Annotated in this window: 11 protein-coding genes and 2 rRNA genes; 1 reads left to right on the top strand and 12 read right to left on the bottom strand. The window is 59.9% G+C overall.

What is annotated here, in order from left to right:
* Positions 1-14 precede the first annotated feature (14 nt).
* The 3 genes from erpA to rplM all read right to left on the bottom strand — a co-directional run bounded on the left by erpA (position 15) and on the right by rplM (position 1,391).
* On the bottom strand, positions 15-377 hold the full coding sequence (gene erpA, locus NDJ10_RS13110) for an iron-sulfur cluster insertion protein ErpA (protein ID WP_296162992.1): 363 nt from the start codon (positions 375-377) through the stop codon (positions 15-17).
* A 182-nt stretch (positions 378-559) separates the two neighbouring features.
* A complete protein-coding gene (gene rpsI, locus NDJ10_RS13115; RefSeq protein ID WP_078366577.1) occupies positions 560-952 on the bottom strand; it encodes a 30S ribosomal protein S9 in 393 nt (130 codons plus the stop codon).
* 10 nt (positions 953-962) lie between these two features.
* Entirely contained in the window at positions 963-1,391 is a 429-nt protein-coding gene (rplM, locus tag NDJ10_RS13120; RefSeq protein ID WP_296162997.1) for a 50S ribosomal protein L13, read from the bottom strand.
* A 200-nt stretch (positions 1,392-1,591) separates the two neighbouring features.
* On the opposite strand from rplM, the gene rlmJ reads away from it, so the two are divergent.
* On the top strand, positions 1,592-2,482 hold the full coding sequence (gene rlmJ, locus NDJ10_RS13125) for a 23S rRNA (adenine(2030)-N(6))-methyltransferase RlmJ (protein WP_296162999.1): 891 nt from the start codon (positions 1,592-1,594) through the stop codon (positions 2,480-2,482).
* 53 nt (positions 2,483-2,535) lie between these two features.
* Here the strand turns inward: rlmJ and uvrA are convergent, their stop codons facing one another.
* The 9 genes from uvrA to NDJ10_RS13170 form a co-directional block, all read right to left on the bottom strand.
* Positions 2,536-8,364 (bottom strand): excinuclease ABC subunit UvrA, encoded by a 5,829-nt coding sequence (uvrA, locus tag NDJ10_RS13130; RefSeq protein WP_296163000.1) that lies wholly within the window; start codon positions 8,362-8,364, stop codon positions 2,536-2,538.
* Positions 8,365-8,450: 86 nt separating this feature from the next.
* A complete protein-coding gene (locus NDJ10_RS13135; protein WP_296163001.1) occupies positions 8,451-9,089 on the bottom strand; it encodes a 2-hydroxychromene-2-carboxylate isomerase in 639 nt (212 codons plus the stop codon).
* On the bottom strand, positions 9,086-9,337 hold the full coding sequence (locus tag NDJ10_RS15275; protein ID WP_363318715.1) for a DUF1289 domain-containing protein: 252 nt from the start codon (positions 9,335-9,337) through the stop codon (positions 9,086-9,088). The genes NDJ10_RS13135 and NDJ10_RS15275 overlap by 4 nt, the downstream gene beginning before the upstream one ends.
* Positions 9,334-9,849 carry a YbaK/EbsC family protein gene (locus tag NDJ10_RS13145; RefSeq protein WP_296163002.1) on the bottom strand — a complete coding sequence of 172 codons (516 nt, stop codon included), beginning with the start codon at positions 9,847-9,849 and terminating at the stop codon, positions 9,334-9,336. The genes NDJ10_RS15275 and NDJ10_RS13145 overlap by 4 nt, the downstream gene beginning before the upstream one ends.
* Positions 9,849-10,757: a hydroxymethylglutaryl-CoA lyase gene (locus NDJ10_RS13150; RefSeq protein ID WP_296163004.1), complete on the bottom strand. Its 909-nt coding sequence runs from the start codon at positions 10,755-10,757 to the stop codon at positions 9,849-9,851. Before NDJ10_RS13150 ends, NDJ10_RS13145 begins: the two co-directional genes overlap by 1 nt.
* A gap of 21 nt (positions 10,758-10,778) precedes the next feature.
* Positions 10,779-11,204, bottom strand: a complete 426-nt coding sequence (locus NDJ10_RS13155) for a RidA family protein (RefSeq protein ID WP_296163006.1) — start codon at positions 11,202-11,204, stop codon at positions 10,779-10,781.
* Entirely contained in the window at positions 11,201-12,418 is a 1,218-nt protein-coding gene (locus NDJ10_RS13160; RefSeq protein ID WP_296163008.1) for a pyridoxal phosphate-dependent aminotransferase, read from the bottom strand. The genes NDJ10_RS13155 and NDJ10_RS13160 overlap by 4 nt, the downstream gene beginning before the upstream one ends.
* A 123-nt stretch (positions 12,419-12,541) precedes the next feature.
* Positions 12,542-12,654, bottom strand: a 5S ribosomal RNA gene (rrf, locus tag NDJ10_RS13165).
* A 162-nt stretch (positions 12,655-12,816) separates the two neighbouring features.
* Positions 12,817-13,127, bottom strand: a 23S ribosomal RNA gene (locus tag NDJ10_RS13170); the annotation flags it as partial.

A 13,127-nucleotide genomic window follows, 5' to 3' on the forward strand; every position in this document is an offset into this window, starting at 1 on the left:
CTTATGCCGCTTGATCAGGAGAAGCTTGAGCCACAACCACAGGTGGTGGTGGCATTGGGGTTTTTAATCACAAACTGCGCCCCCTGCAGGTCTTCCTTGTAGTCAATCTCTGCCCCAACCAGATACTGGTAGCTCATGGCATCGATCAACAGGGAAACCCCATTCTTGGTCATGGTGGTATCGTCGTCGTTGGTGATTTCATCAAAGGTGAATCCGTACTGAAAGCCCGAACAGCCACCACCCTGCACAAACACGCGCAGTTTCAGATCAGGATTGCCCTCTTCGGCAATCAGGTCAGCCACTTTGGCTGCGGCACTGTCAGTAAACAAAATCGGGGCAGGCATTTCGGTTTGAATGTCTTCAGCAACAGCGCTCATGAATTTCTCCGTTAAATGGAATTGATGAAATGGTACAGTAATTCGATCAAGCTTTGTCGCGCCCGTGATTAGTCGCTAGTTTCAATGTGGGATTTTCTTCCACCTCAAGTGACATTCGGGGCTAGATGCAAAAAACCGCCAGAACTTGCATTCGGGCGGTTTTTTAGTTTGGAAGCGAAGAATTAACGCTTGCTGAACTGCTTGCGACGGCGGGCACCGTGCAAACCGACCTTCTTACGTTCCACTTCACGGGCATCGCGGGTCACGAAGCCAGCTTTGCTGAGTTCGGATTTGAGCGTTGCGTCGTAGTCGATCAGGGCGCGGGTGATACCGTGGCGCACTGCACCCGCCTGGCCAGACTCGCCGCCGCCTGCCACATTGACCATGATGTCAAAGGTTTCAGCGTGGTTGGTCAGCATTAGGGGCTGTTTGCAGATCATGATGGAGGTCTCGCGGCCAAAGAACTTTTGAATGTCCTTACCGTTGACGACAATCTGGCCGGAGCCTTTTTTCAGGAAAACACGGGCGACGCTGGATTTGCGACGGCCGGTACCATTGTTCCATTCACCAATCATTGAGAGCTCCTTAGATTTCCAACACTTTGGGTTGCTGGGCAGTGTGCGGGTGCTCAGCACCACCGTACACCTTGAGCTTCTTGATCATGGCGTAGCCAAGCGGCCCCTTGGGCAGCATGCCCTTGACGGCTTTTTCCAAAGCACGGCCAGGGAATTTGGCTTGCATGTCACGGAAGTTGGTGGAACTGATGCCGCCCGGGTAACCCGAGTGGCTGTAGTAGACCTTGTCCAGGGACTTGGCACCGGTCACGCGCAGCTGGGCCGCGTTGGTCACGATGATGAAGTCGCCGGTATCGACGTGAGGCGTGTAAATGGCCTTGTGTTTGCCGCGCAAACGGAGAGCAACTTCGCTGGCTACTCGTCCGAGGACCTTGTCGGTCGCGTCAATCACAAACCACTCGTGCACGACCTCAGCGGGTTTTGCGCTGAATGTTGACATGAGATTTCTCTTTGTAAAGAAGGGTTTGGCGGGCTCTTTTCTACGTTCGGCGTTCCTTCTATTCCAAACCCGACGACTTTGATCGTCAGCTTCGGTGGGAATCTCTTAGGTAGGGGTTTTAGCTTCGCCGCGGAGCCACAAAAGCGCTGCGAAGCCCGGCATTATACAAACATACCGGGCACTGCGGTTAACATCCCCACATGTTCAGTTATCGACACGCCTTTCATGCCGGCAACCATGCCGACGTTCTCAAGCACACCACGCTGCTGGCCATCCTGCGCCACATGGCGCTCAAGGACACGGCTTTTACCGTATTTGACACCCACGCCGGCGCCGGTTTGTACCGCCTTGATGGCGACTACGCCAGCACCAGCGGCGAAGCTGGCGGGGGCTATTTGCGTCTGATCGAGAAGCTCGCCAGCATCACACCCACCTCTGCCCTGCAGGACTACCTCGACACCGTGGCCGGCTTCAACGCGCCGGGCAGCCACAAGGTGTATCCGGGTTCGCCCTTCATCATTCAGCGCCTGCTGCGCGAACGCGACAAACTCAAGCTGTTTGAAATCCACCCCACCGACACCAAAACCCTGTCTTCCAACATTGCCCAGCTCGACGTGGGCCGCCAGGTTGCGGTGCTGCGCGAGGACGGCTTTGAAGGCATCAAGAAATTCCTGCCACCACCGTCACGCCGCGCGCTGGTGCTGTGCGACCCAAGTTATGAAATCAAACACGACTACAACCGCGTGGTCGACATGGTGGCCGATGCGCTGGGCCGATTTTCTACCGGCACCTATGCCATCTGGTACCCGATTATTCCGCGCCCGGAAGCGCACCAATTGCCACGCAAGCTCAAGACCCTGGCCACCAAGGCTGGCAAACCCTGGCTCAATGCCACCCTCACGGTCAAGTCCAGCAAACTGCTGACCAACGAAGCCGGTGACGTGATCCGCCCGGGCCTACCCGCCAGCGGCATGTTTGTCATCAACCCGCCGCACACCCTGAAACAGGCCTTGAAAGACAGCTTGAAGCAGGTGGCACTCGTGCTGGCGCAAGACCAGAACAATGCCTTTGAGGTGGAGTCGGGCAGTTAAGCGCGTCCCGCCTTGACAAGAGAGGCGCCCGAAAAGGCCACAACTCCTTCACGTTAACGGGCCAACAGCGCCGTTAACGCCACCCCGGTATGTGTGGCCAAGGCCACCACGGCTTCGGGCGAGCCCGCGGCCACCACATGGCCACCCGCGTTGCCACCCTCCGGCCCCAAATCAATCACCCAATCTGCCTCGGCAATCACGTCCAGGTCATGCTCGATCACCACCACGCTGTGGCCGCCGTCAACCAGTCGGTGCAGCACCTTGATGAGTTTTTCGACATCAGCCATGTGCAAGCCCACGGTCGGTTCATCCAGCACATAGAGCGTGTGTGGCGCCTTCTGGCCGCGCCGGGTGATGTCGTCACGCACCTTGCTGAGCTCGGTCACGAGCTTGATGCGCTGCGCCTCACCACCACTCAAGGTCGGTGACGGCTGGCCCAAGGTCAGGTAACCCAGACCCACGTCTTTCAACAGTTGCAACGGATGGGAAATGACCGGCATGGCGGCAAAAAAGTCGACTGCTTCGTCCACTTCCATTTGCAGCACGTCACCAATGTTTTTTCCGCGCCAGGTCACCGCCTGGGTCTCGGGGTTGAAGCGCGCGCCCTTGCAGGTTTCGCACAGCACCTTCACATCGGGCAGGAAACTCATGGCGATGGTGCGGATGCCCTGCCCTTCACAGCCCGGGCAACGGCCCTCGCCGGTGTTGAAGCTGAAGCGGTTGGCAGCATAGCCCCGCGCCTTGGCTTCCAGCGTGTCGGCAAAGAGCTTGCGGATGGTGTCCCAAAAACCGATGTAGGTGGCGGGGCAACTACGGGGCGTTTTGCCGATCGGGGTTTGGTCGACTTCCAGCACGCGGTCCACCGTCTCGAAGCCGGTGACATCTTCGCATCCCACCCAGGCCAGGGTTTCGCCTGCAGCCATGGCGTCGCGACCGGCCTTGGTGCTGCGCTTTTGCACGGCGACCTGCACATTGGCCAACAACACGTCACGCGCCAGCGTGGACTTGCCCGAGCCACTGACACCAGTGACGGCGACCAGGCGGCTCAGGGGAATGCGGACGGTGACCTTATGCAGGTTGTGGAGCTTCGCGCCAGTGACGGTGATCCAGTGCTGCGCTTCGTGGTCCGTGCGTCGCGGCTTCAGCGGGTGCTTCATCGCGTGCAGCAAATAACGCCCCGTCTGGGAATCGGCTGCGCCCTGAATGTTCGCCACCCCGCCTTCAGCCACCAGCCGGCCACCGCGTTTGCCGGCGCTGGGGCCAATGTCGATGATGTGATCGGCATGACGAATGGTGTCCACGTCGTGTTCCACCACCACCAGCGTGTTGCCCTGGTCGCTCAGGGTCTGCAAGGCACCCAGCAGGATCTGGTTGTCGCGTGCGTGCAGGCCAATGGTGGGTTCGTCCAGCACGTAACACACGCCCTGCAAATTGCTGCCCAGCTGCGCAGCGAGGCGGATGCGCTGCGCCTCGCCGCCGCTCAAGGTGGGCGCACCCCGGTCCAGCGTCAGGTAGCCCAGGCCCACCTGCTCCAGAAACTCCAGCCGACCCTTGATCTCGGGGATCAGGTCGCGGGCAATGTCACTTTCCCGCCCGCTCAGGCGGCCCAGCGTTTGCATGGTTTCGACCCAGCCGCGCAGGTCGCTCACGCTCAGGCTCGCCAGTTCGGTGATGGCCACTTCCCCAAACCGCACCGCCCGCGCCGTCGCGTTGAGCCGGGTCCCCTGGCAAGTGGGGCACACGGTATCGACCAAGTCTTCCACTTCAGGCTCGGCAAAGGTCTGCTCACGGCCCTTGTTGTCGTCGTCACGCACCGAGTCGTCAAACACCTTGCGCTGCTCACGCGTGAGCTTGACCCCGGTGCCCACACAGTCCGGGCACCAGCCGTGTTTGCTGTTGTAACTGAAGAGCCGCGGGTCGAGCTCGGCATAACTGGTACTGCACACCGGGCAGGCGCGCAGGGTGGAAAACGCACTCAAATGCCCGATGCCCGCTGTCGGCATTCCCGCCTGCATGGCTTCGCTCAAGCCAGCCAGATCACTCAGCACATGCACCACGCCCTTGCCGTGCTGGAGCGCCTTGGCCAGTGCCTCACGCAGCAGCGCCTCCTGTTCCGGCAAGACATCCAAACTGAACACCGGCAGTTCGATGGTGTGTTCCTTGAAACGATCCAGGCGCGGGAAGTTGGTGGTGGGCAAAAAGTTGCCATCGACCCGCAAATGGGTGAAGCCGCGCGGGCGCGCCCAGTCGGCCAGCTCGGTGTAAACGCCCTTGCGGTTCATCACCAGCGGCGCCAGCAGACCGATGTGCTGACCACGAAAGTTCTTCAGCAACTGTGCTGCAATCTTTTCAGGCGTTTGCGGTGCCACCGGCGTGCCGTCATGGATGCAGTGCTGGGTGCCGAGTTTGACGAACAAGAGCCGCAAAAAGTGCCAAACCTCGGTGGTGGTACCGACGGTCGATTTGCGCCCGCCCCGGCTCAGGCGCTGCTCGATCGCCACCGTTGGCGGGATACCGTAGACCGCGTCCACCTCGGGCCGGCCAGCCGGTTGCACGATGGAGCGGGCATAAGCGTTGAGGCTTTCCAGATAACGACGCTGGCCTTCATTGAACAAAATGTCAAAGGCCAGCGTCGATTTGCCCGAACCCGAGACGCCGGTGACCACGGTGAACTTGCCGCGCGGAATGTTGACGCTCAAGGACTTGAGGTTGTGCTCACGTGCATTGATGATCTGGATGCTGTCGGTGTGCGCATTGCTCACCGATGCAGCGTCATTGGGGTCAGAGCCCAATTTCCTGACGGAAATCGGTATCCGATCCCAATGACTTGTGCCCTCTGCCGCAGAAAAATCCTGCACCTCATGCACCACGCCCATTTGCGCAGCGTAGTCGCGCAGCGCCAGGGCGGTGTGGGAACTGGCGTGCAGCATCACCTCTTCGGGCGTGCCAAATGCCACCACCTCACCCCCGGCGTCGCCGCCCTCAGGGCCCAGATCAATCAGCCAGTCCGAGGCGCGAATCACGTCCAAGTTGTGCTCGATCACCAGCAGCGAATGGCCCGCGTCCTGCAGCTTGCGCAGCGCCCGCATGAGTTTGGCAATGTCGTCAAAATGCAGCCCGGTGGTGGGTTCGTCGAACATGAACAACACACCACGCCGGGCCAGCGCTTGGCGGCTATTGCTGCTCGCTTTGGCGGCTTCAGCCAGGAAACCGGCGAGCTTCAGGCGCTGCGCTTCGCCACCACTGAGCGTGGGCACCGGCTGGCCCAATTTGACGTAGTCCAGGCCGACGTCCACGATGGGTTGCAAGGCCCGCAACACATCGCGGTCGGCGACGAACAGCGCAACAGCTTCGCTGACGGTCAGGTTCAGCACGTCGGCGACGTTGAGGTGCTGCGCCTGTCGCTCAATGGTGATTTCCAGAATTTCCGGCCGGTAGCGCTTGCCGTCGCAGTCCGGACAACGCAGGTAAACGTCGCTTAAAAACTGCATTTCCACATGCTCAAAACCCGAGCCGCCGCAGGTCGGGCAGCGGCCGTCACCGTTGTTGAAACTGAATTTGGTGGCGGTGTAGCCGCGCTGTTTTGACAGCGGCGCGTTGGCAAAGATCTCGCGAATAGCATCCCAGGCACCGACGTAACTCACCGGGTTTGAGCGCGCGGTTTTGCCGATCGGCGACTGATCCACAAACACCACGTCGCTGATCTGCTCGGCCCCCAGCAAGCGTTCATAGGCACCGGGCGTCTCGGTGGCTTTGCCAAAGTGGCGCAGCAACGCGGGCGCCAGCGTGTCCTGAATCAGCGTCGATTTGCCGGAACCACTGACGCCGGTGATACACACCAGGCGCTGCAGCGGTATCTCGACAGTGACGTTTTTGAGGTTGTGGTCGCTGGCACCTTCGAGCACCAAGCGCGGCGTGCTGGCGGCCACCAGCCGCTTGAAGCCCATGCCCACGGTTTTTCGCCCGCCCAGATAGGCGCCGGTGAGCGTGTCGGCGTTGCGCAAGTCCTCTGTGCTGCCATCAAACACAATCTGGCCGCCGCGTTCGCCGGGGCCAGGACCCATGTCGATCATGCGGTCGGCGGCCAGCATCACGGCCGGGTCATGCTCCACCACCACCAGTGTGTTGCCGGCATCAACCAGGCGCTGCATGGCTTTGATGATGCGGTGCATGTCGCGCGGGTGCAAGCCAATGCTGGGCTCGTCGAGCACAAACAGGGTGTTGACCAGCGACGTGCCTAAAGCAGTGGTCAGGTTGATACGCTGCACCTCGCCGCCACTCAGCGTGCGGCTTTGCCGGTCCAGCGTGAGGTAGCCGATGCCCACCTCGCACAGGTATTTCAGGCGGGTGCTGATTTCATCAAAGAGCAGCTTGAGGGTTTTCTGATCAGCTTCAGACACGCCCGGAATGAGCTGGGCGAGTTGCAGGGTGGCAAAAAACTGGCGCAAGCGATCCATCGGCAACTGCATCAAGTCATGCAGACACAGCCCCGGCAAGGCTTCCAGCTGCTCGCGGCGCCAAGTCACGCCCTGCGGCATGAAGCGTTTGGCGGGTTCAAGCACGGCATCGGCATCCGCTTTGGAACCGATGCGCCACAGCAGGCTCTCGGTCTTCAGACGTGCGCCACCACAATCCGGGCACGGCGTGTAACTGCGGTACTTGGACAGCAACACGCGGATGTGCATCTTGTAGGACTTGGTTTCCAGGTATTCAAAGAAGCGCTTGACGCCAAACCAGTGCTGATTCCACTTGCCGTCCCAGTGGGGCGAGCCATGAATCACCCAGTGTTGCTGCTCGGGTGACAGCTTGTTCCAGGGTGTGTCGCGCGGAATGCCCTCGGCTTCGGCGTGGCGCATCAGATCGTCTTGCGCCTCTTGCCATGCCGGGGTTTGTATCGGTTTGATGGCACCCGCACGCAGCGTGAGCTTGTCGTTGGGGATGACCAAACCATAGTCCACGCCGATGACCCGACCAAAACCGCGGCAGGTGTCGCAAGCGCCCACAGCCGAGTTGAAGGAGAACATCGACGCCATCGGGTCGGTATAACGCAAGTTGCTCTCGGGGCAATGCAGGCCGGTCGAAAACTTCCAGACCACCGGGTCAGCGCCGACATCCGTTTGCGGCGCATCCAGCAGGTACACCGTCATGCGACCGCTGCCGTGTTTGAGCGCGACCTCAATCGCCTCCAGTACGCGGGCACGCTCGGCCGTGATGAGCCGAAAGCGGTCAGCCACCACGTCGAGCACCTTGCGCTTTGAGACCGGCTCGGCGGCCAATTTACCGGTTTTCTTTTTTACCACATCGGAGTGGGTCTCAACCGTCACCTCACGCTCGGCCTGCACCTTGGTAAAGCCACTCACCGACAACCACTGTTCAATTTCATCCGGTGTGGCGCTGGCGGGCAACTCCACCGGGAAGGTGATGGCCAGGCGCGCGTCGCTGCTGCCCACGCGCTGCTGCAACTGGGCACAAATGGTTTCTGGCGTGTCGTGACGCACCGGCTGGGCTGTTGCCCGGTCAAACAAGGACCCGGCGCGGGCAAACAACAACTTCAGATGGTCGTTGAGCTCGGTCATGGTGCCCACGGTGGAGCGGCTGGAACGCACCGGGTTGGTCTGGTCGATGGCAATCGCCGGGGGCACGCCTTCGACCTTGTCCACAGCGGGCTTGTCCATGCGGTCCAGAAACTGGCGCGCGTAGGCGCTGAAGGTCTCCACGTAACGGCGCTGGCCTTCGGCAAACAGGGTGTCGAACACCAGGCTGGACTTGCCCGAGCCACTCGGACCGGTGACCACGGTCAATTCACCGGTGCGAATGTCCAGATCGAGGTTTTTGAGGTTGTGCTGACGCGCACCGCGAATGCGGATGGTTCCCTGTGACATGAAGGCTTTCCGGTTTGTGAGGCGAACATTCTAGGGATGTCCGCCCGACACATCAGGTCAAAGGGGCTTAAGCACCCGGCCCTCGGTCAAGGCAGGCGCTGCACCCCTGGCGCAATGGCTGCCGCCGCGTCCCAGGCCCCGTCAAACCAGGCATCACCCGCCAGATAAGCCTGCAACATGGGCAAGGCATCAAGGCCCCAGAACAGTTTGCCATCCACCTCGAACGTGGGCACACCAAACACACCCAGCGCAATGGCCTCGGCCGTGTTGGCCTTGAGCCGCGCTTTGACTTCGTCGCTATCGGGCCCAAGCGCTGGCTTCAAGTGCTGGCTGAGAGCCTGCAGCCGAACCGGGTCCGCGGCCTCCAGACCACCCTGCCAGACATGGCGCAACAGGGTCTCGCAGACATAGCGATTCGGCTGCTCGGGCGCGCCACAGGCCAGCGCCAGCCGCAACAAGGCGAGCGGGCTGAACGGGTGGGTCGCGGGCATGTGCAAATTCACGCCGTGCTGATGCGCCAGCCACAGCACCTGGCGGTAGGTCCACTCGCGCTTGCCCGCGATCTCGGCCGGCCCTAGCTGCCCGTGATGCTTGAGCAGCGCGCCAAACAATACCGGCTTGTAAGTCACGGTCGTGCTGTGGCCCATCAGCGCCTCGGGCAATTGCTCGAACGCCAGATAGGCGTAGGGCGAGATGACATCCAGGTAAAAAGTGATGTGTTTCATGAAGCAAACTCCGCCAGGCGGGTCTCGATCCGGGCCCAGACGACACGCTTGAACGCGTCATCGGCATTGCCCCACTGGCCGATTTCTTCCAGGGTACGCAAACAACCCTGACACAAACCTGTAGTCGCGTCCATCTGGCACACCGACAAGCAGGGCGAAGGCACCGTCTGGGCAAAGTGGTCTTCGCTGGCGCGGACATGTCTGGCGCTGGCCGCCAGGAATTGGATGGCTTTCGGATCGGGACTCAAGCGCTTTCTCCTCGCGCCACATCCACCACCGGCGCACCGGTCAAATGCACCAGATCAGCCGGTTGCAACCTGAAAACACCATGCGGGTGTCCGGCCGCCGCCCAGATTTCATCAAAACGCAGCAGGTCGCGGTCAATCAGGGTGACAGGCGCCACCGCATGTCCCACCGGCGAAACACCGCCAATGGAAAACCCCGTGCTCGCCTTGACAAACTCGGCATCGGCGCGCCCCAGCTTTTGTCCGTCGGCACACACCAGCGCCTGCACCTTGGCCTCATCGACACGGCGGTCGCCCGAGGTGATGACCAGCACGGCGGCGGCATCGGGCTTGCGCCTGAAGATGATGCTTTTGGCAATTTGCCCCAGAGCCACGCCCAGCGCGTCGGCGGCCTGCTGCGCGGTGCGTGCGGCCTCAATGAGCAGGACCGGCGGGTGCGGATGCCCCTTGTCCTGAAGGGTACGCGCCACCCGCTGCATGCCTTCGGGAAGGGGTTTCAATTCAGCGCCGCACATCAGGCTTGTCGCTTGGTCAGCAGCGCCTTGCCCGCACGCGCGTTCGTCGGACGATTCAGGAAATCGCTGATGAACTGGCCGGCATCAATCAGCAAATCCAGGTCGATGCCGGTGTCGATGCCCATGCCGTGCAGCATGTACACCACGTCCTCGGAAGCCACGTTGCCAGTGGCACCTTTGGCATAAGGACATCCGCCCAGCCCGGCCACCGAGGTATCAAACTGCCAGACGCCCATTTGCAAGCAGATCAGCGTGTTGGCCAGCGCCTGGCCGTAGGTATCGTGAAAGTGACCCGAAACATCGTTCAGGTCGAAATGCTTGAGCGTGGCTTCCACCGCGCGCTGCACCTTGAGCGGCGTGCCCACGCCAATGGTGTCGGCCACGCCCACATGCTGCACGCCAATGCCTTTCATGAGGCCAGCCAGGTAGCTCACCCGCTCGGGCGCGATGTCACCCTCGTACGGACAACCCACGCTGCAGCTCATGGCGCCGCGCACGTAAATGCCCGCGTCACGCGCGGCAGACACCACCGGCGCAAAGCGTTCGATGCTCCCGGCGATGCTGCAGTTGATGTTCTTCTGGCTGAACGCCTCACTGGCCGCGCCGAACACCACGATTTCGTCGGGCTGTGACGCCAAGGCGGCCTCAAACCCCTTGAGGTTGGGCGTCAGCACCGAATAACGCACACCAGGCAGACGATGGATGCCGGCCATGACTTCTGCGTTGTCGGCCATTTGCGGCACCCATTTGGGGCTGACAAAACTGGTGACTTCAATTTCTTTCAGACCAGCGGCTTGCAGCCGGTGCACCAGCTCGATCTTGACGGCGGCGGGTACCAGGCTCTTCTCGTTTTGCAGGCCGTCACGGGGGCCGACCTCGACCAGTTTGACGCGTTGCGGAAGGGGCATAAATCACTCGCTAAGATAAAACTAAAAATGGGCAATGATGGCAACAAGCTGGATCTCGACGGGCGCATTGCCCGGCAGGTTTGCAACCCCGATGGTAGCCCGGCATCCAATCCCGTCGTCACCGATTTCACGTTGCAGATAGGTCGATGCAAAATCGGCCAAGCTTGCATGTGCGGTGAATTCTGGTTCAGCTGCGATATAAACCGTCAGACTGAGAACCCCCGCAACCTTTTCGTGCGGAGCCATCAGAAGGCGTGCGGAGGCCAGGGCATTTTTCGCGGCGAGCTCCACCGCCGCTTGATAGCTTTCCAGCGGAACACCTGGACTCACCGCGCCCTTGAACATCAATACCCCGTTGTCCCGGGGTGTCATGCCCGAGGTATGGACCAGGTCCCCATGCCGCTTGGCGGCGACATAGTTCCCTTGCGGAACGGGAGGGTGCGTCATCTCCGGTATCGCTCGATCAAGGCACAAGTACGTTCAACCGCCTGAATCGCCGCCTCACGATCTTGCGAAAAATTAAAGCGTATGCTGTTGGTTGAATGGGGGCCAAATTCCGCCCCGGGAGTAACCGTCACACCGGCCTGGTGGCGCAAAATAGTGACGAATATCTGGGTGGACACACTGAGTTCAGGTAGGCTCGGAAATAGATAGCTGCCCGCTTGCGGGGTGCGTGCAGCCAGCCCATTCACAGCGCGAAGCCGGGCAAGCAAAGCATCGCGGATCGCCTGATGGAGGGCAATCCGCTCCTGCATCCAGCCGGCGGGTTCTGCAAACCACGTTCGCAGAACCGACTGGCTGTAGCCCCCGGCCCGCAAGGAGACGATGGCCTGAAGCTTTTCCATCCGATCAATCAGCGCCGCTGCCCCAAAAGCAACACCCACGCGGTAGCCGCTGAGCGATTCCGTCTTGGAAGGGCCGATGATGGTGATCACATTTTCGGGGGCGTAGGGACTGGCCCGCAAATGCGTGTAGTGGCTGCCCTGATAAAGAAGCCGGGAATAGAGTTGGTCCACAATCACTGTGACACCGAAAGCCTGTGCCAGACGCGCGATAGCGTCGATTTCAATGTCAGAGTAAATCACGCCTGCCGGGTTGTTCGGATTGGAGAAAACAAACACCTTGGCCCCGGCTTTGAACGTCTGTTCCAGCTGTTCCAGATCGAGACCCGCATGTTCGGTTGCGGCAAGATAGTCCAGTTTGACGGGCACGATTTCGGCGCCGAAAAATTGCACCAGCTTGCGGTTGGCGAAATAGTCGGGCTGCACAATCGCAACCTTGTCGCCTGCTGAAACACTTGATGCAATAGCCAGGAAAAGCGCACCCTGGGTGCCTGGGGTAATGATCAGCCCATCGTCAGACAAGACAGGTGCGCCGGTAAACTCGGCCAGTTTGACGGCAAGATCGTCGCGGATGTTCTTTTTGCCGCGGTATTCGGTATAGGCCTGATCAGCACCGCTTTCGAGACCTGCGGCAAAAGCATCAAACGCACCGGGAGTGGGCTCGAACGCATTGACATCGCCATGCGAAAAATCAACTGGCCTACCTTCAATCGGGCCGCCGCGCAGCAAAGGCCCCAGATCAACTGCCTTCTGGCGCCCTTCTTGCCCCGGGGCATTGTTGGTTGCAAGCATGGCAAATTTATCTTTGATGCTGTCCATGTCGACCAATCGTCTGTTAAATAGGTGATCCTAACATTGCTAGACGCTATGCAATTCCGGGGGATGTCGACGATACCGCAAAAAAAAACGCCCAATCATCAGATTGGGCGTTTAGGCATAGGAGCCTGACGATGACCTACTTTCACACGGGAATCCGCACTATCATTGGCGCAAAGTCGTTTCACTGTCCTGTTCGGGATGGGAAGGAGTGGGACCAACTTGCTATGGTCGTCAGGCAAAACTTTTTGTCACCTTGACTATTGTCAAGGCAACCAATTTATAGAGCTAATCAGCTTCATCGAATGAACGAACCTGTATTCACTTGCGTGAAGGCAGGATTTTTGAATGCGTCAACTTGGCATAACTTCCCTGAGACACTTTATGTGAATCAAAGTTATAGGGTCAAGCCGCACGAGCAATTAGTATCGGTTAGCTAAGCGCATTACTACGCGTACACACCCGACCTATCAACGTCCTGGTCTTGAACGACTCTTTAGGGGGCTCAAGGCCCCGGCAGATCTCATCTTGAAACGAGTTTCCCGCTTAGATGCTTTCAGCGGTTATCTCTTCCACACATAGCTACTCGGCAATGCCACTGGCGTGACAACCGATACACCAGAGGTGTGTCCACTCCGGTCCTCTCGTACTAGGAGCAGGCTTCCTCAAATCTGCAGCGCCCACGGAAGATAGGGACCAAACTGTCTCACGA

This window comes from Rhodoferax sp. (genome assembly GCF_023700745.1).
Classification (GTDB): domain Bacteria; phylum Pseudomonadota; class Gammaproteobacteria; order Burkholderiales; family Burkholderiaceae_C; genus Rhodoferax.

What these genes read in the sequence shown, in the direction of transcription:
- erpA (WP_296162992.1), bottom strand. Translation starts at nt 377, where the DNA reads ATGAGCGCTGTTGCTGAAGACATTCAAACCGAAATGCCTGCCCCGATT.
- rpsI (WP_078366577.1), bottom strand. Translation starts at nt 952, where the DNA reads ATGATTGGTGAATGGAACAATGGTACCGGCCGTCGCAAATCCAGCGTC.
- rplM (WP_296162997.1), bottom strand. Translation starts at nt 1,391, where the DNA reads ATGTCAACATTCAGCGCAAAACCCGCTGAGGTCGTGCACGAGTGGTTT.
- rlmJ (WP_296162999.1), top strand. Translation starts at nt 1,592, where the DNA reads ATGTTCAGTTATCGACACGCCTTTCATGCCGGCAACCATGCCGACGTT.
- uvrA (WP_296163000.1), bottom strand. Translation starts at nt 8,364, where the DNA reads ATGTCACAGGGAACCATCCGCATTCGCGGTGCGCGTCAGCACAACCTC.
- NDJ10_RS13135 (WP_296163001.1), bottom strand. Translation starts at nt 9,089, where the DNA reads ATGAAACACATCACTTTTTACCTGGATGTCATCTCGCCCTACGCCTAT.
- NDJ10_RS13145 (WP_296163002.1), bottom strand. Translation starts at nt 9,849, where the DNA reads ATGTGCGGCGCTGAATTGAAACCCCTTCCCGAAGGCATGCAGCGGGTG.
- NDJ10_RS13150 (WP_296163004.1), bottom strand. Translation starts at nt 10,757, where the DNA reads ATGCCCCTTCCGCAACGCGTCAAACTGGTCGAGGTCGGCCCCCGTGAC.
- NDJ10_RS13155 (WP_296163006.1), bottom strand. Translation starts at nt 11,204, where the DNA reads ATGACGCACCCTCCCGTTCCGCAAGGGAACTATGTCGCCGCCAAGCGG.
- NDJ10_RS13160 (WP_296163008.1), bottom strand. Translation starts at nt 12,418, where the DNA reads ATGGACAGCATCAAAGATAAATTTGCCATGCTTGCAACCAACAATGCC.